This is a genomic window from Pseudomonas sp. UMAB-08 (genome assembly GCF_900095225.1).
GTDB lineage: Bacteria > Pseudomonadota > Gammaproteobacteria > Pseudomonadales > Pseudomonadaceae > Aquipseudomonas.
In genome coordinates this window covers 154,003-174,975 of record NZ_LT607416.1, presented here as the reverse complement: position 1 = coordinate 174,975, position 20,973 = coordinate 154,003, and the positions used below count along the sequence as shown (strand labels likewise).

Annotated in this window: 19 protein-coding genes; 16 read left to right on the top strand and 3 right to left on the bottom strand. The window is 58.8% G+C overall.

The features are described 5' to 3' along the window. The 4 genes from K0F75_RS25605 to K0F75_RS06360 form a co-directional block, all read left to right on the top strand. The coding region (locus K0F75_RS25605) for an ABC transporter permease (protein WP_257604270.1) at positions 1-486 on the top strand (486 nt) is incomplete at its 5' end. Then, positions 483-1,250, top strand: coding sequence for a phosphonate ABC transporter, permease protein PhnE (phnE, locus tag K0F75_RS06370; RefSeq protein ID WP_219061015.1), 768 nt, complete (start codon positions 483-485; stop codon positions 1,248-1,250). The genes K0F75_RS25605 and phnE, both read left to right, overlap by 4 nt. A 143-nt stretch (positions 1,251-1,393) precedes the next feature. Further along, on the top strand, positions 1,394-1,834 hold the full coding sequence (locus K0F75_RS06365) for a YqaA family protein (protein WP_219061014.1): 441 nt from the start codon (positions 1,394-1,396) through the stop codon (positions 1,832-1,834). A 262-nt stretch (positions 1,835-2,096) separates the two neighbouring features. After that, entirely contained in the window at positions 2,097-3,644 is a 1,548-nt protein-coding gene (locus K0F75_RS06360) for a TerC family protein (RefSeq protein ID WP_219061013.1), read from the top strand. Positions 3,645-3,711: 67 nt separating this feature from the next. Here K0F75_RS06360 and K0F75_RS06355 read toward each other — a convergent pair whose 3' ends face one another. From K0F75_RS06355 to K0F75_RS06345, 3 genes are read right to left on the bottom strand one after another with little or no spacing between them, the layout of a single operon-like run. After that, positions 3,712-4,386, bottom strand: coding sequence for a DUF3313 domain-containing protein (locus tag K0F75_RS06355; RefSeq protein WP_219061305.1), 675 nt, complete (start codon positions 4,384-4,386; stop codon positions 3,712-3,714). A 47-nt stretch (positions 4,387-4,433) separates the two neighbouring features. Beyond that, a complete protein-coding gene (locus tag K0F75_RS06350) occupies positions 4,434-5,711 on the bottom strand; it encodes an OmpP1/FadL family transporter (protein WP_219061012.1) in 1,278 nt (425 codons plus the stop codon). A gap of 58 nt (positions 5,712-5,769) precedes the next feature. Further along, positions 5,770-7,320 (bottom strand): arylsulfatase, encoded by a 1,551-nt coding sequence (locus K0F75_RS06345; RefSeq protein WP_219061304.1) that lies wholly within the window; start codon positions 7,318-7,320, stop codon positions 5,770-5,772. A 494-nt stretch (positions 7,321-7,814) separates the two neighbouring features. Between K0F75_RS06345 and K0F75_RS06340 the strand changes: the two genes are divergently transcribed. The 12 genes from K0F75_RS06340 (at position 7,815) to K0F75_RS26040 (ending at position 20,972) form a co-directional block, all read left to right on the top strand. Beyond that, a complete protein-coding gene (locus K0F75_RS06340) occupies positions 7,815-10,163 on the top strand; it encodes a tetratricopeptide repeat protein (RefSeq protein ID WP_219061011.1) in 2,349 nt (782 codons plus the stop codon). 403 nt (positions 10,164-10,566) lie between these two features. After that, positions 10,567-11,310, top strand: coding sequence for a type IV pilus biogenesis protein PilM (gene pilM, locus K0F75_RS06335; protein ID WP_257604269.1), 744 nt, complete (start codon positions 10,567-10,569; stop codon positions 11,308-11,310). Next, positions 11,310-11,915, top strand: coding sequence for a PilN domain-containing protein (locus K0F75_RS06330; protein WP_219061009.1), 606 nt, complete (start codon positions 11,310-11,312; stop codon positions 11,913-11,915). The genes pilM and K0F75_RS06330 overlap by 1 nt, the downstream gene beginning before the upstream one ends. Next, the gene (locus K0F75_RS06325) at positions 11,912-12,589 is read left to right on the top strand and encodes a type II secretion system protein GspM (RefSeq protein ID WP_219061008.1); all 678 of its coding nucleotides are present in this window, start codon (positions 11,912-11,914) and stop codon (positions 12,587-12,589) included. The genes K0F75_RS06330 and K0F75_RS06325 overlap by 4 nt, the downstream gene beginning before the upstream one ends. After that, positions 12,582-12,905 (top strand): Type II secretory pathway component, encoded by a 324-nt coding sequence (locus K0F75_RS06320; RefSeq protein WP_257604268.1) that lies wholly within the window; start codon positions 12,582-12,584, stop codon positions 12,903-12,905. Before K0F75_RS06325 ends, K0F75_RS06320 begins: the two co-directional genes overlap by 8 nt. 5 nt (positions 12,906-12,910) lie before the next feature. Continuing rightward, positions 12,911-14,560, top strand: a complete 1,650-nt coding sequence (locus K0F75_RS06315; protein WP_257604267.1) for a pilus (MSHA type) biogenesis protein MshL — start codon at positions 12,911-12,913, stop codon at positions 14,558-14,560. Positions 14,561-14,564: 4 nt separating this feature from the next. Continuing rightward, entirely contained in the window at positions 14,565-15,479 is a 915-nt protein-coding gene (locus K0F75_RS06310) for an ExeA family protein (protein WP_219061006.1), read from the top strand. After that, complete coding sequence (locus tag K0F75_RS06305) at positions 15,476-16,912, top strand: lipopolysaccharide assembly protein LapB (RefSeq protein ID WP_219061005.1); 1,437 nt, start codon at positions 15,476-15,478, stop codon at positions 16,910-16,912. The genes K0F75_RS06310 and K0F75_RS06305 overlap by 4 nt, the downstream gene beginning before the upstream one ends. A 6-nt stretch (positions 16,913-16,918) precedes the next feature. Beyond that, positions 16,919-18,643: a GspE/PulE family protein gene (locus tag K0F75_RS06300; RefSeq protein WP_219061302.1), complete on the top strand. Its 1,725-nt coding sequence runs from the start codon at positions 16,919-16,921 to the stop codon at positions 18,641-18,643. Positions 18,644-18,707: 64 nt separating this feature from the next. Then, positions 18,708-19,940, top strand: coding sequence for a type II secretion system F family protein (locus K0F75_RS06295; protein ID WP_219061004.1), 1,233 nt, complete (start codon positions 18,708-18,710; stop codon positions 19,938-19,940). Positions 19,941-19,954: 14 nt separating this feature from the next. After that, positions 19,955-20,434, top strand: a complete 480-nt coding sequence (locus K0F75_RS06290) for a hypothetical protein (RefSeq protein WP_219061003.1) — start codon at positions 19,955-19,957, stop codon at positions 20,432-20,434. A gap of 10 nt (positions 20,435-20,444) precedes the next feature. Next, positions 20,445-20,972 carry a type II secretion system protein gene (locus K0F75_RS26040; protein WP_219061002.1) on the top strand — a complete coding sequence of 176 codons (528 nt, stop codon included), beginning with the start codon at positions 20,445-20,447 and terminating at the stop codon, positions 20,970-20,972. The last annotated feature ends 1 nt before the right edge of the window (position 20,973 follow it).

Genomic DNA, 20,973 nt, shown 5'->3' with positions numbered 1-20,973 from the left:
TGGGCACAACTGCTGCGCTGGCCAGTACGCGGGCTGCTGATCTTCCTGCGTAGCGTGCCGGAAATCGTCTGGGCCCTGCTGTTCGTCCGCGCCGTCGGCCTCGGCCCGGCTGCCGGGGTGCTGGCCATTGCCATCACCTACAGCGGCATGCTCGGCAAGGTCTACGCGGAGATCTTCGAGTCGGTCGACCAGCGCCCGGCCCATGCCCTGATGCAGGCCGGCAGTGGTCGGCTGGCAGCCTTCTGCTACGGCATCCTGCCCAATGTCGCTGCGGAGCTGCTGTCGTACACGGTGTACCGTTGGGAATGCGCGATCCGCGCCTCGGTGGTGATGGGCTTCGTCGGCGCCGGCGGCCTGGGCCAGCAGATCGACCTGTCGATGCGCATGTTCGCCGGGGGTGAAGTGGCAAGCATGCTGCTGACGTTCTTCATCCTGGTCATGCTCGCCGATCAACTCAGCCGCCTGCTGCGCTGGAGGCTGGCATGAATCGCCTGTTCAACCTGCTGCTGGTCCTCGGCATCGGCGCAGCAGTCATCGCCTCGTTCGCCTATCTGGGCATCGACTTCGGCGAGCTGGGCAGCGCCCGCAGCCTGAGCCAGATGGGCGCCTATGTGCAGCGTTTTCTCAACCCGGACCTGAGCAATGGCCATCTGCAGGCCATCGGTTATGGCGCCCTGGAAACCCTGGCCATGTCCGCTCTCGGCACCCTGCTCGCCGCCGTGTTCGGTCTGTTGTTGGCACTGCCCGCCGCCGGCCGCTTTGGTTGGCCGCTGCAGAGCGCGTCGCGCCTTGTGCTCAATGCCCTGCGCGCGATCCCGGAAATGGTGTGGGCCACGCTGATGGTGCTGGCCGCTGGCCTCGGCCCGAATGCCGGCACCCTGGCCCTGGCCCTGCACACCACCGGTGTGCTCGGCAGGCTGTTCGCCGAAGCTCTGGAAAACACCCCGCCAGAACCCGCCGAAGCTATCCGCCTGCAGGGCGGTAATCCGGTGTGGGCCTTCTGTTACGGCACCCTGCCCAACCTGTTGCCACAACTGCTGGCCTACTGCCTATACCGTTGGGAAAACAATATCCGCATGGCCAGCGTGCTCGGCTTCGTCGGCGCTGGCGGTTTGGGGCAGATGCTCTATGTCAGCCTCAGCCTGTTCCAGGAAGCCCAAGCCAGCACGGTGATCCTGGCCATGCTGTTGCTGGTATTCGCCGTAGACGCCCTGAGCGGCTGGAGCCGCCAGCGCTGGGTCAAGGCCTGATCGCTTATTCACCGAACAGGTAAAACCAGAAAAGTGACGGTAAGACGCCAAATGGCCCTGAAAAGCACCACCCAACGCTCGCTCTCGACGACTAACCACTGGCAGCTCCGGGTCGATTTCGGCACGGCGCTCGAGAGCCTTCAGTGTTTGAACTAACCAGCTATTTTGGGCTGTTCATGGCGGCGTTTGGAGCGGCCACGCTTCTGCCGTTGCAATCTGAGGCCGTGCTGGTCGGCATGTTGATCCTGGAGCGATACAGCACGGAGCTGTTGTTCGCCGTCGCAACGCTGGGCAACGTGCTGGGCTCGGCAGTGAACTGGTACCTGGGGCGTTCCGTGGAGCGGTTTCGCAACAAACGCTGGTTCCCAGTGAGCCAGAACACGCTGGAAAACGCTCAGCGATCCTATCTGCGCTATGGGCACTGGACGCTGTTGCTCAGCTGGGTTCCGGTGATCGGTGATCCGCTGACGCTGGTTGCCGGTGTCATGCGTGAACCGCTCTGGAGGTTTCTGATAATTGTGACGCTGGCCAAAGGGACTCGGTATCTGGTGTTGATTGGGGTGACCTTGAAGTGGGTAGCCTAGTTGGGATATCCCGGAAACCAGGCCCATTGCTGTCAACTTTTGTAATAGTTCTGACTGTATGAAGTTTCCGTGGACCGTATAGGATCACCGGCCGTACTACTATCAGGCCACTATGAACACCCTCCTGGAGCCTCCCAGTCTCTGTGATCAAGCTCGTCCTTACCTAAGTGTGTATTCGCCCCTCCCCCCTGCGTTACCCCATGCCACCTTGTTTCCCCGCGACACCCCCTTCGCACTTTCTCGAGAGATTGAATAATTCCCTATGGAATGGATAGCTGATCCTACGGCATGGCTTGGCCTGCTCACCCTGATCGTGCTTGAGCTGGTGCTTGGCATCGACAACCTGGTCTTTATCGCCATCCTGGCTGACAAGCTACCCCCCGAGCAGAGAGATCGCGCGCGAATCATTGGCCTGTCGCTCGCGCTGGTGATGCGATTGGGCTTGTTGGCCAGCATCTCCTGGATGGTCACCCTGACGGAGCCCTTGTTTGAGGTATTCGCCAAGACGTTCTCCGGGCGAGACCTCATCATGCTTTTCGGTGGTGTGTTCCTGTTGTTCAAGGCAACCATGGAGTTGCATGAGCGATTAGAAGGCCATGTCGCAGAGCGGGTGGGTAAAGCGACCTACGCACAGTTCTGGCCCATCGTCGCGCAAATTGTGGTGCTGGATGCCGTGTTCTCGCTGGATGCGGTCATCACGGCCGTCGGCATGGTTGAACACCTGGCCGTCATGATGATTGCTGTGGTCATCTCCATTGGCCTGATGATCATTGCCAGTAAGCCGCTGACGAACTTTGTCAATGCGCACCCGACTGTGATCATGTTGTGCCTGGGCTTCCTGATGATGATCGGCTTCAGTCTTACGGCTGAAGGCTTGGGCTTCCATATCCCCAAAGGTTATCTCTATGCCGCGATTGGCTTCTCGATCCTGATCGAGCTGTTCAACCAGATTGCCCGCTCACGGCGTAAAAAACCCCTGCACGGGAGCCGCCCCATGCGCGAACGTACGGCCCATGCCGTTATGCGCCTGCTGGGCGGACGCAAACTGGAAGCCGATGAAGTCGGTGAAGAGATCGCTGACCTGTCGGACGAAGGCCAGACCGATGCGGTGTTCGGCCGACGCGAACGGATTATGATCAGTGAGGTTCTACAACTCGCGGAGCGCCCGATTCGTTCGGTGATGACACCGCGCGCCGAAGTCGACCACGTTGACCTGGCAGCTACGCAGGCAGAAATCCACACCAGACTGATGCATTCCTCATACTCCAGACTGCCGTTGATCCGCGATGGACGCATTGATGAGCCGTTGGGTTTCGTGCATAAAAAAGAACTCTATAAAGAGTTACTGACCGGCAATCAGCCAAACCTTGAGAGCATGGTGCGTAAAGCGGTCAACCTGCTGGAAAGCTTCACCATCCTTAACGCGCTGGAGCAGATGCGTAAGGAATCGACGCATATCGCCTTCGTCGTGAACGAGTTCGGTGACTTCATCGGCATCATCACCATGACGGATATTCTCGAATCCATCGCCGGTGAGTTACCCGATGCCAGTGAGGTCGAAGGCCCGAATATCGTCGCTGAAGGAGACGGGTTCATGGTCAATGGGGCGCTCAACCTCAGCCAGATTCGTGAGCGTATCGGCTTTCAGGCCAGGGCGACCGAAGATTATCAGACCATGGCCGGGCTGGTTGTCAGCCTGCTGGATCGACTGCCACACACCGGAGACCAGCTCAGTTGGGAAGGATGGAACATGACGGTGGTCGATGTTGAGGAGCGCAGGGTAAAGAAAGTGTTGCTCAGCAGAATGTAGACACCGTTGAACAAGGCCGTTTTAAGCGGCCTTGTTGCTCCGGAGTGACTGCGAAGTGACTCTATCGCTACTTGATGAACGCTCTCATATCACCGGCCAGCCCGTCGATCGCGGCCTTGAAGTCATCCACGGTAATCGCCTGGCTTTCATTTTTCAGGGTTTTACCGAAAACTTTACGCACGACTTTCACCACTGGCGAACCCGTGGCGGCGTCGACAAAACTCGCCTCAATGTAAAGTTCACTGTTCTGATCGCGATGGCCGGAAGCAGCGCTGGCAGCCCCCACAACCGCCGCGACCGGAACCACTTCGTACCATTGCATACCTTCGTTAGAAGCCGTTACACCGGTAATTGCCGCGTGCATGATCAAGGTGCGCGAACCGGGTGGTACAGCCTGCAGGCTGTTCACCACCCGGTACCTTTGTGAAAGAACGCCCTTGGCACTGCTGCTGGCATACGCCTGTATTTGCCTCAGCGTTTTCATGTCAACCCGATCCGTCGGCTTGGGTGCGGGGTACAACTCAAGTTCGTTGAACACCACCGTAGAGTACGCCCCGGGTTTAAAGTCGGGAGCCACCCAGCGCAGCACTTCCTTCCCGCTCGACGACGTCGTTTCCTGGAGTCCATCGTAATTCGGCAAAAAGCCTGAGAACTGTTCCTTTTCAGTCACTTTCGAGACACAACCACCCAGCAACAAGCTGCTCAGCGCAATGCCGACAAGCCATTTACGTGATGCTTTCATGTGCTTTGTACTCATGGGATTAATAGGGTATTTATTGTTGTCAGGCGTTAGAAACGCCACGTCATATTGCCGGTAACAGACTGAATCCAGGCGCTACTGAACTGGCCGGAAACGCGATCACCTGACAAACGTTTGCTCTGGTCGACAGGCATATCGCCCATCCACACAAAATCCCAGCCGAGGTTAAGGTCGGTATCATGGTCCACTGCATAAGTGACCCCGGCCCCCACATGCCATTGAGCACTCATAGGGACATTCAAGGTTCGATCACTGTTCGATACCGCCGAGGTATCGTAGGCGACACCGCCGCTCCAAAGCAGTTTCGGGGTGGCTCGGTACTGTGTGCCCAGCGCTAATTGATAGGTGTCCTTATAAGGCGCATTAACGGTGGTTGACTGCCCACCCGCACTGGACGTATCGACATCGATATAGATCTCGCCGAACTGTGACCAGTCCTGCCAGTTGACGGTCGCCAGCACGGCCCATTGCGCGTCGAGTTGTTGATAGAGGCTGAGCGTGACCGTTTGTGGGACCTGCACACCGAGCGTGGTGTCCGTACCATTCACGCGGTCCAGTAACAGGCCATTCCCTTGAACGTCTATACGGTCCTTGAAATCAAGATCAATCTTACTGGTATAAGCCAAACCAATCCGGGTGCCCGGCTTGGGTGCATAAATAACCCCCAGGTTAGCGCCGTACCCCCATGTACTGTCCTCATATTTGTACTGCCCGTCAGCACGATCCGTTAATCCAAACGGAGACCGATTGATCGCCGCCTGAGCTTGCAACATGCCGTACATGGCCTTTATGCCAACGCCCACTGACCACTCGTCATTGAAACGATAGGCCACACTGGGTACAAATGACACACCACCAATACTTCCATATTGACTGAAGTAACGACCGTACCAGTCATTCTTATAACTGAGCGCCAGACCGAAGTCGCCATACGTGCCAAAGCCGACACTCCAGTGCTCATCCAGTTTATGGCTTATAAAGAAGCTGGCACCCGGTGTCGGTTCAATAACATCGCCGCTGCCACTGCCAGCCACGTTAGTGTCCCCGTCAGCATCAAACTTCACATTGCCGTAAATAAGTTGCGCACCGGCCGCGATCTGGGTGCCCTCCAGATAACTGAGGCCTGCCGGGTTACTCGCAATGGTCGACGGCCCTTGCGCACGCGCCGCGGCACCCGCATTGACCAGACCGGTATTATCGCTACCGATCTCATAAAGCATGATGCCTCCTGCCAGCGCCTGTTGGCTGTAACAGAGCGTCAGCAGGGTAAACGCGGAGACCGGCAGCGTACCTGTTTTTGACGGCATAAGAACTCCAGGATCACGTAGGCGCACACACCGCCTACCCGATCGATACCTGAGTTAGTTACTTACCTGACTGGCTCAACATCGCGTGCTGGATTTGTTCCTTCACTGCATCCAGGTTAAAGCTGGCACCCTTTTGCATTGGAGGAAACTCAATCGCAGTCGCCGCCACCTTGGCAACTTCTTTTTGCACGAACTGAAAGCGCCAAAATTCGTAGAGGAACCAGTTCATGTACTGGTATGAGCCTTGAGCGCCTTTGGTAAAGCCCGTGCGCTCGAAGGGATCAAGGCGCAGGTTGGTGAGAACCGGCATGTCCAACTTCACGGTACTGCCGATCCAGCCATCGGGTTGATCAGTGAAGCGGTATTTGAAATCGTCGATACGCACGGCGGAGAGCGTGCCTTCGGTGAAATAGAAGACTTCGTGGCGCGTCGACGGCCCCTTGCCCATGATCATGTCGGTCTGATTGTAGCCATCAAGGTGCACCTTGTAGCTTTGACTGCCGACTTGTTTACCCTTCAGTAACTCTTCGACGATGTTCGGATTACCCGCCGCAGCGACAAACGTCGGGAACCAGTCCATCCCTGACATGATGCCGTTCTCGACCTTGCCGGCCGGAACTTTCCCTGGCCAGCGCAGAATGGCCGGGACACGGAAGCCACCTTCCAGGGCCGTCCCCTTCCCGCCAGCAAATGGCGTCTGGCCACCGTCCGGCCACGTAAAGTTCTCGGCACCGTTATCGGTGGTGAATACAACGATGGTGTTATCGTCGAGGCCCATGTCCTTGAGCTTCTTCAGGACATCGCCAACGATGTCATCCAGCTGGGCCATCCCGGCTTCCTGGATAGTCCAGTCGTTGTCCGCGTTACGCATCCCTTCATATTTGGGCGACAGGTGAGTGGTGACGTGCATACGTGTAGGGTTGAGCCAGAGGAAGAACGGCTTGTCATCCTTCTTGGCCTTATCAATGAAGCTCAAGGCAACGTCGCGAATCTCCTCGTCGACCGTTCTCATTCTCTCCGGATAGAGCGTGCCGGCATCTTCGACTTTCTGCTTGCCCACTTTGCCCCAACGCGGCATCACCGTAGGGTCATCAGTGTCGGTTGCCCAGCTGTGCACCATGTTGCGCGGGCCGACCGTATCTTTAAGCGCCTGTGGATAGTTTGGGTGGGCCGGATCTTCCATCGCGTCAAGGTGATAGAGGTAGCCAAAGAACTCGTCAAAGCCGTGAACCGTTGGCAGGAACTCGTTCAAGTCACCCAAATGGTTTTTGCCAAACTGCCCCGTGGAATAGCCCATCGACTTAAGCGTTGTCGCAAGGGTCAATGCCTGAGCGGGAATACCAATCGGTGAACCGGCCTGGCCTACGGTGGTCATGCCCGTGCGGATGGGCAACTCACCGGTGATGAAGTTGGCCCGGCCAGCGGTGCAACTCGCCTCGGCGTAATAATCGGTAAACCGCATGCCTTGGGCTGCCAGACTGTCGAGGTTCGGTGTTTTACCCGCCATCATGCCTTGATGATAGGCGCCAATATTAAACCAGCCGACGTCATCGGCCATGATGACAACAATGTTGGGTTTATCGGACGCTGCCTTCACGTGCAGGGGCATGGCAGTAAGCAAAAGAGTTGTTACTGTCAGCGCCAAAAAATCGATAGTTTTTGTCACGGTCAGTTCCTCAGTACTCTTATGAAAGTCTCAGGACTAGCCTACAACGTGAAAATTCGGGATACACACAGTAGCTGAATTTAATCCTAGGCGAGAATACTCAGATAGCCACTTTCTTTTTTATCGCTCGCCCTGGAACGGCTGCCAACTTCCAGGCCTGCAATATGCCCGCAAACCCTCTATTGCGCAGGTTCGTTACCGACACTCTTTCGTCGATCCCCACAGCGACTCATAACGTTTAGACATAATAATTATTCAGTTTCACTATGAACACGAACCCCCACACCCGCGCCCGTATATAAACAGGAATGAATATCGAAAACCGCCAAACACACTAGTGTAACTATTATGAGAACACACAGAATGAATAGTTGACAGGCCTCGGCCCTGCGTCAAAGCTGCAACCGTATTGGATAATGTTCTATCAGGACGACGGAATGCCGAAACATAAAAATAAATCAGCGCACTCCACATCGAGTCCCCGACACCCTTTCATGACGCCCTCTCTGCGTATCGTTTTAGCGATCCTGTTACCCTTGGCAGTCTTCAGTAGTTGGCTGTTCTTCCAAAACAGTAAGCCCGCGCCTTTGATCTATTCACCCGCCGTCACATCAGCACCACAACCGCTGAAAACAACTCCCACGCCAGCAGCAAAAATGGTCGACGAGCAGCAATGCCAGGGTTGCCACGGCGCGCAGGTAAGCGATTGGCAAGGCTCTCATCACCAGTTGGCCATGCAATCGGCTAACGCTGAAACGGTCCTCGCCAATTTCAGTGACATCACGTTCAAAAACGAGGGAGAGACCACCCGTTTCTCTCATAAAAATGACGGTTTCTGGGTCAACACTCCTGGCGCAGACGGTAAACCCGCTGATTTCAAAGTCGCTTACACCTTCGGCGTCGCCCCCTTGCAGCAGTATCTGATAGAGACACCCGGCGGGCGGTTGCAAGCGCTGGGGGTGGCCTGGGATACCGAGAAACATCGCTGGTTTCATCTCTATCCAGGCCAAGGTGTGAACTTCAAGAATCCCTTGCACTGGAGCAAGCCGAGCCAGAACGCCAACTTCATGTGTGTCGAATGCCATACCACGGGTTTCAAGCGCAATTTCGACACCGTGAGCAATAGCTTTGCCAGCCAGTGGAACAGTCTGGGAGTCGGCTGCCAGGCGTGCCATGGCCCGGCCTCTAATCACTTGGCGTGGGCGGCAAAGCCCAATGGCCTGACGCATGCCGGCTTTGCCGTCGATCTCAAAGATAAAGACGCCACCACCGAGATCGAGACCTGCGCCCGGTGCCATGCTCGTCGCGCACCGCTGGACGACGGTTATCAGGTCGGCAAGCGGTTGATGGATGATTACCTGCCCAGCGTGCTGACGCCCGAACTCTATGCGGTGGACGGCAAGATCAAGGATGAGGTGTTCGAATACGGCTCCTTCCTGCAAAGCAAAATGTTCGACAAGGGTGTGCGCTGCAGCAACTGCCACAACCCTCATAGCACCGCACTCAAGGACCCGGGCAACGGTGTGTGCGTGCAATGCCACAACACCGCAGGCACAACCTCCGTCGAGCGTGTCAATGGCAAGGGCCTGCAAGCGAAGAACTACGACTCTCCCGAACACCATCGGCATCAGGTCGGAAAGCCTGGCTCGCAATGTGTCGATTGCCACATGCCCGGCAAGCTGTACATGGGCAATGACTTTCGCCATGACCACAGTTTCAGTATCCCCAACCCCCTGCGCGCGCAGACACTCGGCACGCCGGATGCCTGTTTGAGCTGCCACCAGAGTGTGGCGGGCAACAAAATTATTGAGCAATTCAAGCTATGGATCGGCGACCCACCTGAACAAGCACCGCGCTACGACGAAAGCCTCTCGCTGATTCGCGGCGGCCAAACCGGTGCAGCACAGGCGTTGTACGAACAGCTGCAACGTAGCAACCTGCCCGCCATCCAGCGCGCAACACTACTCGCCGAACTGCCCGCCTACCCCAGCGCACAAGCGCTGAGGCTGGTCACCAAGGATCTGAACAATCCGGCACCGCATGTGCGCGAAAGTGCCATTCGCGCGGTCAGCGCCCTGATGCCCGAGGCGCAACGTCTGGCGTTGCTGTCACCGCGGCTCGATGACCCGGTCCGCGCCGTACGAATCGCCGCCGCCCGTGCGCTGCCAGGCGCTGCGAATGGCGGATTGGGGGCCTCTCAGCCCAGCTGGAACACCGCCATCGGCGAGTACGAGGCTGTGCAGTCGAGCCTTATGGAGCGCGCCGAAGCCAACCTCAACCTGGCGATGCTCTACCAGGCCAGTGGCCGCAATGCAGATGTCGAACCCCGCCTGCGTGCCGCCTTGCAACGTGACCCGGATTTCTTTCCGGCACTGGTCACACTGGTGGAGTGGCTGGAATCAAATGCTCGCGGCAAAGAGGCTCGACAGTTGCTGGACGACAGCCTGCGCGAACATCCCGACGTCGCCTTGCTGCACCAGGCCCAAGGCCTGGCAATGATTCGCGCGGGACAACGGGTACAGGCCATCCCCGCGTTACGCAGGGCTGCCAGGCTCGAACCGCAAAACGCTCAGTATGGCTACGTACTGGCAGTGGCCTTGTATGAAAACGGCCAGGTCGATGAGGCGTGCTCACAACTGGAGCAGATGCTCGAACACCAGCCAGCCAACCGCAATGCCCGGCTGTTGCTGATCCAGTACGACCTGAAAAACGGTCATGAGCCAAAGGCGCGAAGGTTGATAGAGGCATGGACGCACATCAACCCTGAAGACCCTGCGCTTAGATGATCGCTTTCTGCCACGTAAATGCCATTTTTTATGCCAACCAGCAAGGAACTGATCGCCGGTAATGCTGCCCGAAACCGCAGTTTTAGGACCGCCCATCTAAGTATTATGATCGTCCTACAATACATGATATCTTTTTGACATCATGCTCCCTGTACATAACATCTTTCCGGCTAGTTTTTTTGTGTATCGAGTGGTACTGGCGCACCTCGCCAGGTAAAGAGATCAGAAGTTAATGTGGTTTCCAAGAAGTAAAACCACAGCGCGCGGTTTGGTGGGTGTAGAGACAGGTCCAAATGGAATAGCTCTAGCCCATATACAGAGAAGCCAAGGCGAAGCTCCACGCCTGCTCAACTGTAGCTTCCGCGTAGCCGCGCCAGAACAGCAACCCGCCGTATTGAAAAATATGGTCGACGAATCAGGGCTTGGCGGCTTGCCGGTCAACCTTGTGCTGCACCCTGCTGCCTACCAGATGCTGCTTCTCGACAGCCCCGATGTCCCCGCTGAAGACTTGGGCGCCGCCATGCGCTGGCGCATCAAAGACCTTATCAGTGAACCCCTTGAAGACGTCGTCGTTGACGCGTTTGCCCTGCCCGAAGATGCCTACCGTGGCCGCTCGCGCATGGCCTACTGCGCCGTACTCAATAAAGCGCGCATGCAGGAGTGGGCCAAGCTGATCAAGCAGGCCGGTCTCAATCTGGTCAGCATCGACGTTACCGAAATGGCATTTCGCAATCTTGGCCTGTTGGCCGGTGCCGACAATCTGAACATCGCACTGCTGCGCTTGCGTTCCAGCGAGGGCTTGATCTGCGTGCAGCATGGCGCGGATCTGTATATGGCGCGCGTCATTGAGCATGGACTGGAACAGGCTGGCCAGGATTTTTCTTCCGCCACCCTGGAGATCCAGCGTTCCCTTGACTATTTCGAAAGCCAGTTAGGCAAGGGGCACATTAATCGCCTGCTGTTACTGCCCATGAAGCGCGATGGCGAAGCCGCACTGCAAGCGCTGGGTAATGGACTGACCGTCAAACTGCAGGCCCTCGACCTGCGCGAATTGTTCAGCGGGCAACCCGCGGCTGAACTGGACGAACAGATGCAGGCTCACTGCATGGCAGCCGTCGGTGCAGCTCTGCGCCAGACGGTTTCCTGATGCAGAACCTCAACCTTTATCAGGTAGAAAAAAACGCACGCCACGGACCGCAAAAACCCCAGCTACTGGCTGGCCTTGCCGTGCTGGTGCTGCTCTGTCTGTGTCATGGCGTTTGGCAGGGATGGCACCTGTATGCAGGCGCTGAACGTCTGACTCAGGCCCAAACCCTGGAACAACAGCAGCTACGCCAGCTGGAAGACGCCAAAGCCTCTTTCGTCCAACCGACACTCGATCCCCAACTGCCATTGCGTCTGGCCGATATAGATGCGCAAAACCGCGCACTGCAGCGCCTGGTCAGCTATCTGGACGTCGTGGCGCGCCAGCAGCGCATCGGCTTTGTTGCGCCGTTAGCGGCTCTGGCGGCACAGCACCCACCCAGTGGCCTGTGGCTAAACGCTATTTCCTTGCGCGAAGGCGGCACCCAAATGCGCCTGCAGGGTTTCAGCCAGCACCAACAAATGCTGCCGCAGTACCTGGAGCGCCTGGGCCAGAGCGCGGTATTCAAGGGGCGTGAATTTGCACGCTTCGATGTGCAACGTGGCGACGATCAACTGCTGCATTTCGACCTGTCCTCACGGGCTACCGATCCAAAGGACAGCCCATGAACACGAGCAAATGGTTGCAGCGCTGGCAGACCCTGGCCCCGCGAGAGCAATGGCTGGCCTGCGGGGTCGGTCTGGCGCTGTGCGGCACCCTGTATCTGGTGCTGCTCGGTAACCCGCTGGGCGCCCGCCTGGTCAAGCAGACGGCTGACTATCAGACTGCCGAAGCGCATCGGGTTGAAGCCGCGACCGCTCTGGCCAAGCTGCGTGCGGCCCTTGAAGCCGACCCCAATATCCCCTACAACCGCGCCCTGCTCCTGGCTTCGACGGACAGCGCGCAGTTGCTGGAGCAGATCGACCACAACACGGGCGAGCTGATCACCCCGGGCAAAATGCGCGCGGTACTTGAAGACCTGTTGAAAGCCCAGCCGGGTCTGCAACTGCTGAGCCTGGAGAGTTTCAGTACACCCGTCGAAGTCCCCTCGACCGACCCAGCCCCGACAACGAAGGCCAAGGGTCAGGCCAGCGCCGTTGTCCTGTATCGGCATGGGGTGAACCTGAAGTTACAGGGAGGGTACTTCGACCTGTTGCGCTACCTGCAAGCGATCCAGGGCACCCAGTGGAAACTGAACTGGGACAGCCTCGACTATCGGGTCGGCGAGGCCGGGGCAGCGCACGCACAGATCAGCCTGCAGCTGTATACCTTGAGCCGTTATGCGGGGTGGATCGGTGTTTAGATTTCTTCTAGCGAGTGTGCTGCTGTATGGCGCGATGGCCCAGGCCAGCATCGAAATCCCCCTCGATCCGACTCAGCCACCGGCCAGCCTCGCGCCAGCCCGTACGGATGAAAAGACTCAAACTCCAGTGCTGCAGGCCATCCTGCTGGGCGCCCAAGGCAGCCGCGCGGTCATCAATGGCCAAACACTACGCGTCGGTGACGAATATGCCGATGGCCGCGTACTGGCTATCTATCCCCAGACTGTTTTGATTGAACGCAAGGGCAAGCGCGAACTTCTTCGCCTGGCTAAATCCGTTATACAACCGAGCCGATGATGCCCATGATGAAGTTCTTGTCGGGCCCAGGCCTCCTTGGTCTGGTGTGCCTGTTAAACGCCTGCCAGACGTTCAACAGTGGCGACCAGGTGCTCTATGACCAGAGCAACCGGCTGCTCAACGAAAGCCTGCAACAAGCACAAAAGCAGGTCGCGCCTCCCCCATCGGTGCAAGCCGCACTGATACCCGCTTACTCCCCGCAAGGCCCCTCTTCGAACGATCCGCGTTTCGACGTATCGGCCAAGGACATGCCCGCTCGCGACTTCTTCCTGAGCCTGATGCAAGGTGCCGGGCAGAACCTGGTGGTGCATCCGGACGTCACCGGCAATATCACCTTCAGCCTGCACCGGGTCACGCTCGAAGAAGTGCTTAGCGCAGTACGAGACACCTATGGCTATGATTTTCGCCGCACCAGCTACGGCTATCAAATCCTGCCGAACAGTGTGATCACTCGCAGTTATGACCTCAATTATCTGAATTTGCAGCGCTTCGGTAAGTCCGACACCCGCGTCAGCGCAGGCCAGATGACCAGTAACAATAATAACCAGGGGAATAACGGCAGTAACGGCAACAACAGTGGTGGAAACGGTAGCTACGGCGGCAATGGCAACGGGAGTAATGGCGGCAGCAATGGCAGCAATGGGCAGGCGTCCACCCTCAATGCCAGCCAGGTGACCACCGTCAGTGACGCCGACTTCTGGAAGGAAGTCGGCGATGTCGTGAAAGTGATGGTGGGTGACGAGCCAGGTAACAGTGTTGTGGTTAACCCACAGGCCAGCCTGCTGGTGGTCCGCGCCAAAAGTGCCGACCAGGAAAACGTCGCGCGTTTTCTGGAAAAGGCACAACGTAACCTCCAGCGCCAAGTGATTCTGGAAACCAAGATTCTCGAAGTGACCCTGTCCAAAGGCTTTCAGGCCGGGATTAGCTGGGACCAGCTGGGTGGCGATATAGGCACGAGTCTGGCGGGCGCAGCGCTGACCGGCCCCACCGGTATTGGCGGCGTATTCAGCAGTACGATCAGTGCGGGTAATTTCAACGGGTTGATCCAGTTGCTGGAAACCCAAGGCGAGGTGCGCGTACTTTCAAGCCCGCGAATTTCCACACTGAATAACCAGAAGGCCGTGATCAAGGTCGGCACCGACGAGTTTTTTGTCACCGACGTGTCATCACAATCAGGCACCACGACGGTCGCCGGGGTCACCCAGCCGACCCAGAACGTGACCCTGACCCCGTTCTTTTCCGGTATCTCGCTGGACGTCACACCGCAGATCGATCAGAACGACACCGTGACCCTGCATGTACGTCCCACGGTTAGCCGCGTTACCGATCAGAACAAGATCATCACTCTGGGCACGAACACGGTGTTGAACCTGCCGCTGGCCCTGTCTGAAACCCGTCAGTCCGACTCCATCGTGCGCGCCCGCAGTGGCCGGGTGGTGGTGATCGGTGGCTTGCTTCAAAACAACAGCAACGACACCGATGCCAATATTCCATGGGCCAGCAAACTGCCGATCATCGGCAACCTGTTCAAGCAGCAGCGCAAATCACTGAACAAAAGCGAGCTGGTGATTCTCATGCGGCCGCAGGTGGTGAACGACGAAGTCTGGCTGGGCGAACTGCGTAAAACCGCAGAGACCTTCAAGGAACTCAAGTAAGGCCATGTACGAAGCCTACTTTGGTCTGCGCGAGAAACCGTTCGCCCTGACCCCCAATACCGAGTTTCTGGTCCAGCTGGCGCCTTATCAGGCCTGCCTTAATATGCTGCACGTGGCGCTTGGCGAGGGTGAAGGCTTTATCAAAGTCACTGGCGAGGTAGGCACCGGCAAGACGCTGATCTGCCGCGCCCTCCTCAAGCAACTGGACAGCGAACGCTATCAGTTGGCCTACCTGCCCAACCCAGGCATGAGCCCGAGCGGCCTGCGCCAAGCGGTGGCCCGCGAGCTGCACATCAGCGGCATTGAAGAGCTTGATACCCAAGGTGTGCTGGAGCTTTTGCAGCGGCGTTTGATCGAGCTGGCGGCGGCCGGTAAAAGCACGGTGCTATTGATCGACGAAGCTCAAGGGCTGCCAATCGGGACCCTGGAAGCGCTCCGACTGCTGACCAATCTGGAAACCGAGCAAGCCAAACTCCTGCAAGTGGTCCTGTTCGGCCAACCGGAACTGGATGTCACCCTGGCGCGCAACGATCTGCGCCAACTGCGCCAACGCATCACGTTTTCTTATCGTCTGCGCCTTCTAGACCTGAAAGACACGACCCGGTATTTGACTGAGCGCCTGGCCGTGGCTGGCTACCGGGGCGAGCCTCTATTTTCCAGGGCCGCAGTGCGCCGCTTGGTGCACGACAGCGGTGGCATCCCGCGACTGCTCAATATCCTGGCGAACAAGGCGCTGATGGCGGCCTATGGCGAGGGGCGCAAACAGGTCACGCAAAGGCATGTGCACCGTGCCATGCAAGATACCGACAGCGTCCTGCCGGCCCCGTACTCGTCGCGCCGGAGGATTGTAATGCTCTCGCTGTTGTTGGCCGCTGCTGTCGGCTTCGGGCTGATTCAGTACGGGGAGATGCTGGTATGAGCCTGGTCAACGACATGCTGCGCAACCTTGAGAGGCGCCGCGCTGCGCCAACCGAACGACTCAGGCTGGACGGCCTGTGGGCGGTGGATGAGGCCGGGGCTGCCCGTCGCAAGCGCTTTCAACGCGTCCGCACGGCCTTGACTGGACTGGCGCTGATCATCCTGATCGGACTGCCATTGGGTGTGCTGATAGACCGCCTGCTTGAATCACCCGCACTGCCGCACAGCGTAACGGCAATGCCCATCGCGCCTGCGGCCCCTGTCCCAGTGCCGGCACCGGTAGCGCCCGTTGTGACTCCAGGTCCTGCACCCGTCGCTTCGACCCACATTCTGGAAGTGCTCCCTCAGAACGATGGCCGCAGCCTGGTCCTGCAACTGCTGCTGGACAAGTCAGTGGCGTATCAACGCATTGATCAAAGCGGTTCCGTAACCCTCAGCCTCCCTGGGGCGCAATTGAGCACACAGCTTGCAGCCGACATGCCCCAAGGCCGGGTGCAGCGCGACGGACGCAGCCTGTCTTGGCGAGTACAGGGTCAGGGTCAGGGCGTGCAGGTGTTGCTGGTCGGTCTGGGTGACAACCTGCACGTGCGCGATCGACTTGAGCCCGCCGGCGATCATTGGCTGTTGTGGGTCGAAGTGCCTATGTCGGCAAAGGCATCGCAGACCGACGCCTCGGACAGGGTGGGCGATATGGAAAACAGTCCGGCCACTGACGCGACAACGGTCGATTCAGAGACCGCAGAGTCACCGCTGCCGGCATGGGCCAATGCGCGGGTACCGTCTGCGGAGGCGAGACCCCGACCTGCCGTCATCCCGGTGGTAAAGCCGCTCTCTGCCAGCGGTCCGCCACAGATGAAGATCGTGCCTTACCAGCCGGACGCTCTGGCTCAAGCGTTGCAAACCCTGCGGAGCGGTGACTATCCACGGGCTGTCCGTGAGCTTCAGTCCCTGCAACTGTCACGTGGGAACGATCTGGATGTCGTGCACGGTCTGGCCCGCGCTTACCTGGCCAACGGCCAATCATCATTGCTGCTGACGTGGTTACCGCTGCAGCTGAAACAGTGGCCGAACGACAGCGAGTTGCGCCTGCTATTGGCACGGTCGCAACTGCAATCCGGCAATGCACGCGGCGCGGTCGCAACGCTGGAGCAGAACCCTCCGCCATTGGCGCAGGAACTCACGTATCACGCGTTGCTCGCGGCCAGCTACCAGCAGACCGCGCAGTGGCAAAAGAGCGCTTCGTTGTATCAGCAGATGATCACACTACGGCCTGACCAGGCGACTTGGCAGTTAGGCCTGGCAATCGCTCTGGAGCGCCTGGACCAATCGGCTGCGGCGGCTCGCCATTATCGTCTGGCCCAGCAAGGGCAAGCGCTGGATGACAGCGCACGACGCTTCGCCAGTGAACGCGCGACAGCACTGGGAGCTCGGTGAACCATGATGAATAAAGAAGATATACGTCAGCGCAAGGTGCGCCTGGGTGACCTGTTGATCGAGGCCGGCCTGATCAGCGATGCTCAATTGCAGCGCGCCTTGCTGGAACAAAAACGCACCGGTTTCAAGCTGGGTCGTACCGTAGTCGACCTCGGTTTCATCGATGAAGTGCGCCTGCTGACGGCACTGTCCGAGCAGTTGAACATCTCCTTCATCGAACTCAAGCATTTCAAGTTCGACAAAAACCTGGTCCAGGCCCTGCCGGAAGCCGTGGCACGACGCTTCCGCGTCATCGTTCTTTCGCGTGAGGGCGATGGCCTGCTGGTGGGCATGAGCGACCCGCTCGACCTGTTCGCCCTCGACGAACTGGACCGCCTGCTGAAGACCACCGTACAGCCTGCCGTGGTCCGCGAGTCTGAGCTGCTGACCGCCCTCGACATGCTGTATCGGCGCACCAGCGAGATCAACTCGATTGCCGGCGAGCTGGAAGGTGAACTCAAGGACAGTGACTTCGACCTGTCTGTCCTGGGTGCCGACAACAACAGCGAAGCGCCGGTGGTGCGCCTCCTACAAACGCTGTTTGAAGACGCGGTGCAGATGCAGGCGTCGGATATTCATATCGAGCCCGGCGATGGCATCTTGCGCATTCGTCAGCGTATCGACGGGGTGCTCAACGAGCATGTCATGAAAGAGGCGCGGGTGGCCTCGGCCCTGGTCATGCGCTTGAAAATCATGTCCGGTCTGGATATCTCCGAAAAGCGCCTGCCCCAGGACGGGCGCTTCAATATCCGGGTCAAGAACCACACCCTCGATGTACGCGTGTCGACCATGCCCGTGCAGTTCGGCGAGTCGGTGGTGATGCGTCTGCTTGACCAGACTCACGGCATTACCAGCCTCGACGCTGGCGGCATGCCGGCGCAGATGCTGGTGCGGTTTCGCCAACTGCTGCAGCGCCCCTTCGGCCTGATTCTGGTCACCGGTCCTACCGGCTCGGGCAAAACCACCACGCTGTATGCCGGGCTCAGCGAATTGAACAGCCCGCAGAAGAAAATCATCACCGTGGAAGACCCGGTGGAGTACCGGCTGCCACGGATCAACCAGGTCCAAGTCAACGCAAAGATCGACCTCAGCTTCACCCGCGTGCTGCGCGCCGCCCTGCGTCAGGACCCGGATATCCTCCTGATTGGCGAGATGCGCGACCAGGAAACCGCCGAGATCGGGCTGCGTGCCGCGATGACCGGCCACTTGGTGCTCTCGACGTTGCACACCAACGATGCCCCGACGTCAGCCATGCGTTTGGTTGACATGGGCGTCGAGCCATTTCTGGTCGCCACCGCGTTGAGCGCCGTACTGGCCCAGCGGCTGATCCGTCGCGTGTGCGAAAACTGTCGGGAGACCCACGTGCCCGAGGTGCGCCAGATGGTGTGGCTGGAGGCCCTGTATGGCGCCTCACTGAGCGGGCGCAACTTCCAGCGTGGGTCCGGCTGCAACCACTGCCACAACACGGGTTACTCCGGGCGGATGGGGGTCTTCGAACTGCTGGAAATGAACGAGACCATGATCGCCATGCTGCGTCGCAACGACCCCCAGGGCTTCGCCGACGCAGCCCTGAGCAGCCCCCACTATCGGCCCCTCGCCGCCTGCGCGCTGGACTATGCGCTGGCCGGACTGACCAGCGTCGAGGAAGTGCTCAAAGTGTGCGTTTCCCGGACCGACGAGGTGCTGATCTGATGCGTACACGCTTGTACAGCCCGGCGTCCTTGATGCCCACGCCCGTCGAACGGAGTGTGGCGCCATGAGCCTGTTCCGGTTTACCGGCCGCGATGCTCAGGGCGGCAAGGTCAGTGGCAGCCGCAATAGCGGCTCTGCAGACACGTTGGCCAATGAGCTCCTGGCACAGAACATCATTCCACTGACCATCGAAGCGCAGGCTGAACAGGGCGATGGCCTGCTGGCGTTGCTCGCCGAACGCATGCGCAGAAAAAAAGTCGACCTGCTGGAGCTGATCATCTTCTGTCGGCAGATGCACAGCCTGAGTAAGGCCGGCGTACCGATCATCCGCGCGATTGGTGGCCTGGCCGAATCACACCGTAACCCATACTTTCGCGAGGTCCTGCTGGAGGTGCGCAGTGACCTCGAAGGTGGCATGAGCATGGCGGTGTCGCTCAACGCGCACCCCAAAGTGTTCGGCACCCTGTTCATCAGCATGATCAGCGTCGGCGAGAACACCGGCCAGCTCGATCTGGCCTTTCGCCAACTCTCGGTTTATCTGGAGCTGGAACGCGAGACGCGCAAGCGCATCAAGCAGGCCACCCGTTATCCGATGTTTGTACTGATCGCGATGGGGATAGGGCTGACCGTAATTAACCTGTTGGTGATTCCAGCCTTCGCCAAGGTGTTCGCGCAGTTTCACGCTCAACTGCCATTGCCCACCCGGGTGTTGATCGCGACCTCTCAGCTCTTTCAGGATTACTGGTGGCTGATGGGGCTGATGGTGGCAGGCGCTATTTATGGGTTCATCGCGTGGACAAATACCGAGGCGGGAGCCCTGCGATGGGACCGGACCAAACTGCGTCTGCCGATTGTCGGCGGCCTCTTCGAGCGTATCGCCCTGGGCCGTTTCACTCGCACCTTCGCGATGATGTACCGCGCGGGCGTGCCGCTCCTGCAGACCCTGACGATCAATAGCGTCAGCGTCGGTAATCGTTATATCGGCCGGGCCATCCTCAGTATGCGTGAGGGCGTGGAACGCGGCGAAGCACTGACCCGTACCGCGACCGCCAGCGGCCTGTTCACCCCGCTGGTCCTGCAAATGATGGCGGTGGGTGAAGAAGCGGGCGCGCTGGACGAGCTGTTTGTCGAGGTCGCGGACTTCTATGAGCAGGAAGTGGATTACGACCTCAAGCAATTGGCCGATGCCATCGAGCCGATCCTGATCGTGGGCATGGGCGCCATGGTGCTGGTGCTTGCCCTTGGCGTGTTTCTGCCGATGTGGGATCTGTCTGCGGCCGCCAAGGGCCACGCGTGAATCGGAACGATGGAATGGGCCGTAGCGTTCGCCGGATGCGTCGGCTGGGCTGGGGCATCACTGGACTGATGTTGCTCCCGGTGCTCCTGGCAATGGGCTGGAAAATCGCTCAGGTCAGTGAACGTCGGGCGATGGAGGCCACCCGTGAATACCTGGCCTCCAGCCTGAGCGGTCTGGCGGCGCAGCGGTTGGCCAACGGCAAGGTGCTGGAACCTGAATGGCGGAACGCCAACCCATTTGCCCTGCTGCGCTGGCAGCAGGACAACTACGGCGGCGCACTGCTGGCTGGCGCAGAGCCAAAACCGGGTTATTGGTACTGGTTGCCAGCCCGGGCCTGGATTGTGTACCGGGTACGGTTTGTTGAGGGATGGAAAACGTCGCCGGGTGAACTCCATGCCTACCGACTGTTAGCGGGGTCAGGCGCCACTTTTGCTCTGGAGCTGGAAGCGGTACCCGCTGCGGAGCTTTCCGCAGCGGATTGGTTAAATCGGTGAAGGGCTCATGATGAAAAAAAGCAAAGGCTTCACCCTGATCGAACTGGTGGTGGTGATCGCGATACTCGGCATCCTCGCCGCCGTCGCGCTGCCACGTTTTATCAACGTCACCCAGGATGCCCAGCACGCTGCGGTCAAGGGCGCCGGCGGCGCGCTGGCTTCTGCCGTGTTGCTCGTGCGCTCCCAGTACGAAGTGAACCGTAACGGTGGCACTAATGGCTGCGGCACGCCGGTCAACTGTCAGATCGACGTGCAGGGCTTTGGCACTAACAACGTCGACGTGAACACCAATGGCTGGCCGGTGGGTATCAATGCGACGGGCACCGCTGCCACCGCAATGACCGCAACGGCGTGCAATGAGGTCTTTCGCAACGTCCTGCAAGGGTCGGCACCCACGGTGGGAACGAGCGCAGGCACTGTCGACTATGTGACCACCGCCGCCGGCAACGTCTGCACCTTTACCTATCAGCCGAATAGCGCAAACGACACCATTTCATACGACGCCAATACCGGCGACGTATCCAGCACCATCAACTGAC

Excerpts from the sequence above, each read along its gene's own strand:
- phnE (WP_219061015.1), top strand. The coding sequence starts at position 483 with ATGAATCGCCTGTTCAACCTGCTGCTGGTCCTCGGCATCGGCGCAGCA.
- K0F75_RS06360 (WP_219061013.1), top strand. The coding sequence starts at position 2,097 with ATGGAATGGATAGCTGATCCTACGGCATGGCTTGGCCTGCTCACCCTG.
- K0F75_RS06355 (WP_219061305.1), bottom strand. The coding sequence starts at position 4,386 with ATGAAAGCATCACGTAAATGGCTTGTCGGCATTGCGCTGAGCAGCTTG.
- K0F75_RS06350 (WP_219061012.1), bottom strand. The coding sequence starts at position 5,711 with ATGCCGTCAAAAACAGGTACGCTGCCGGTCTCCGCGTTTACCCTGCTG.
- K0F75_RS06345 (WP_219061304.1), bottom strand. The coding sequence starts at position 7,320 with ATGCCCCTGCACGTGAAGGCAGCGTCCGATAAACCCAACATTGTTGTC.
- K0F75_RS06340 (WP_219061011.1), top strand. The coding sequence starts at position 7,815 with ATGCCGAAACATAAAAATAAATCAGCGCACTCCACATCGAGTCCCCGA.
- pilM (WP_257604269.1), top strand. The coding sequence starts at position 10,567 with ATGGTCGACGAATCAGGGCTTGGCGGCTTGCCGGTCAACCTTGTGCTG.
- K0F75_RS06330 (WP_219061009.1), top strand. The coding sequence starts at position 11,310 with ATGCAGAACCTCAACCTTTATCAGGTAGAAAAAAACGCACGCCACGGA.
- K0F75_RS06325 (WP_219061008.1), top strand. The coding sequence starts at position 11,912 with ATGAACACGAGCAAATGGTTGCAGCGCTGGCAGACCCTGGCCCCGCGA.
- K0F75_RS06315 (WP_257604267.1), top strand. The coding sequence starts at position 12,911 with ATGATGAAGTTCTTGTCGGGCCCAGGCCTCCTTGGTCTGGTGTGCCTG.
- K0F75_RS06310 (WP_219061006.1), top strand. The coding sequence starts at position 14,565 with ATGTACGAAGCCTACTTTGGTCTGCGCGAGAAACCGTTCGCCCTGACC.
- K0F75_RS06305 (WP_219061005.1), top strand. The coding sequence starts at position 15,476 with ATGAGCCTGGTCAACGACATGCTGCGCAACCTTGAGAGGCGCCGCGCT.
- K0F75_RS06300 (WP_219061302.1), top strand. The coding sequence starts at position 16,919 with ATGAATAAAGAAGATATACGTCAGCGCAAGGTGCGCCTGGGTGACCTG.
- K0F75_RS06295 (WP_219061004.1), top strand. The coding sequence starts at position 18,708 with ATGAGCCTGTTCCGGTTTACCGGCCGCGATGCTCAGGGCGGCAAGGTC.
- K0F75_RS06290 (WP_219061003.1), top strand. The coding sequence starts at position 19,955 with ATGGGCCGTAGCGTTCGCCGGATGCGTCGGCTGGGCTGGGGCATCACT.
- K0F75_RS26040 (WP_219061002.1), top strand. The coding sequence starts at position 20,445 with ATGAAAAAAAGCAAAGGCTTCACCCTGATCGAACTGGTGGTGGTGATC.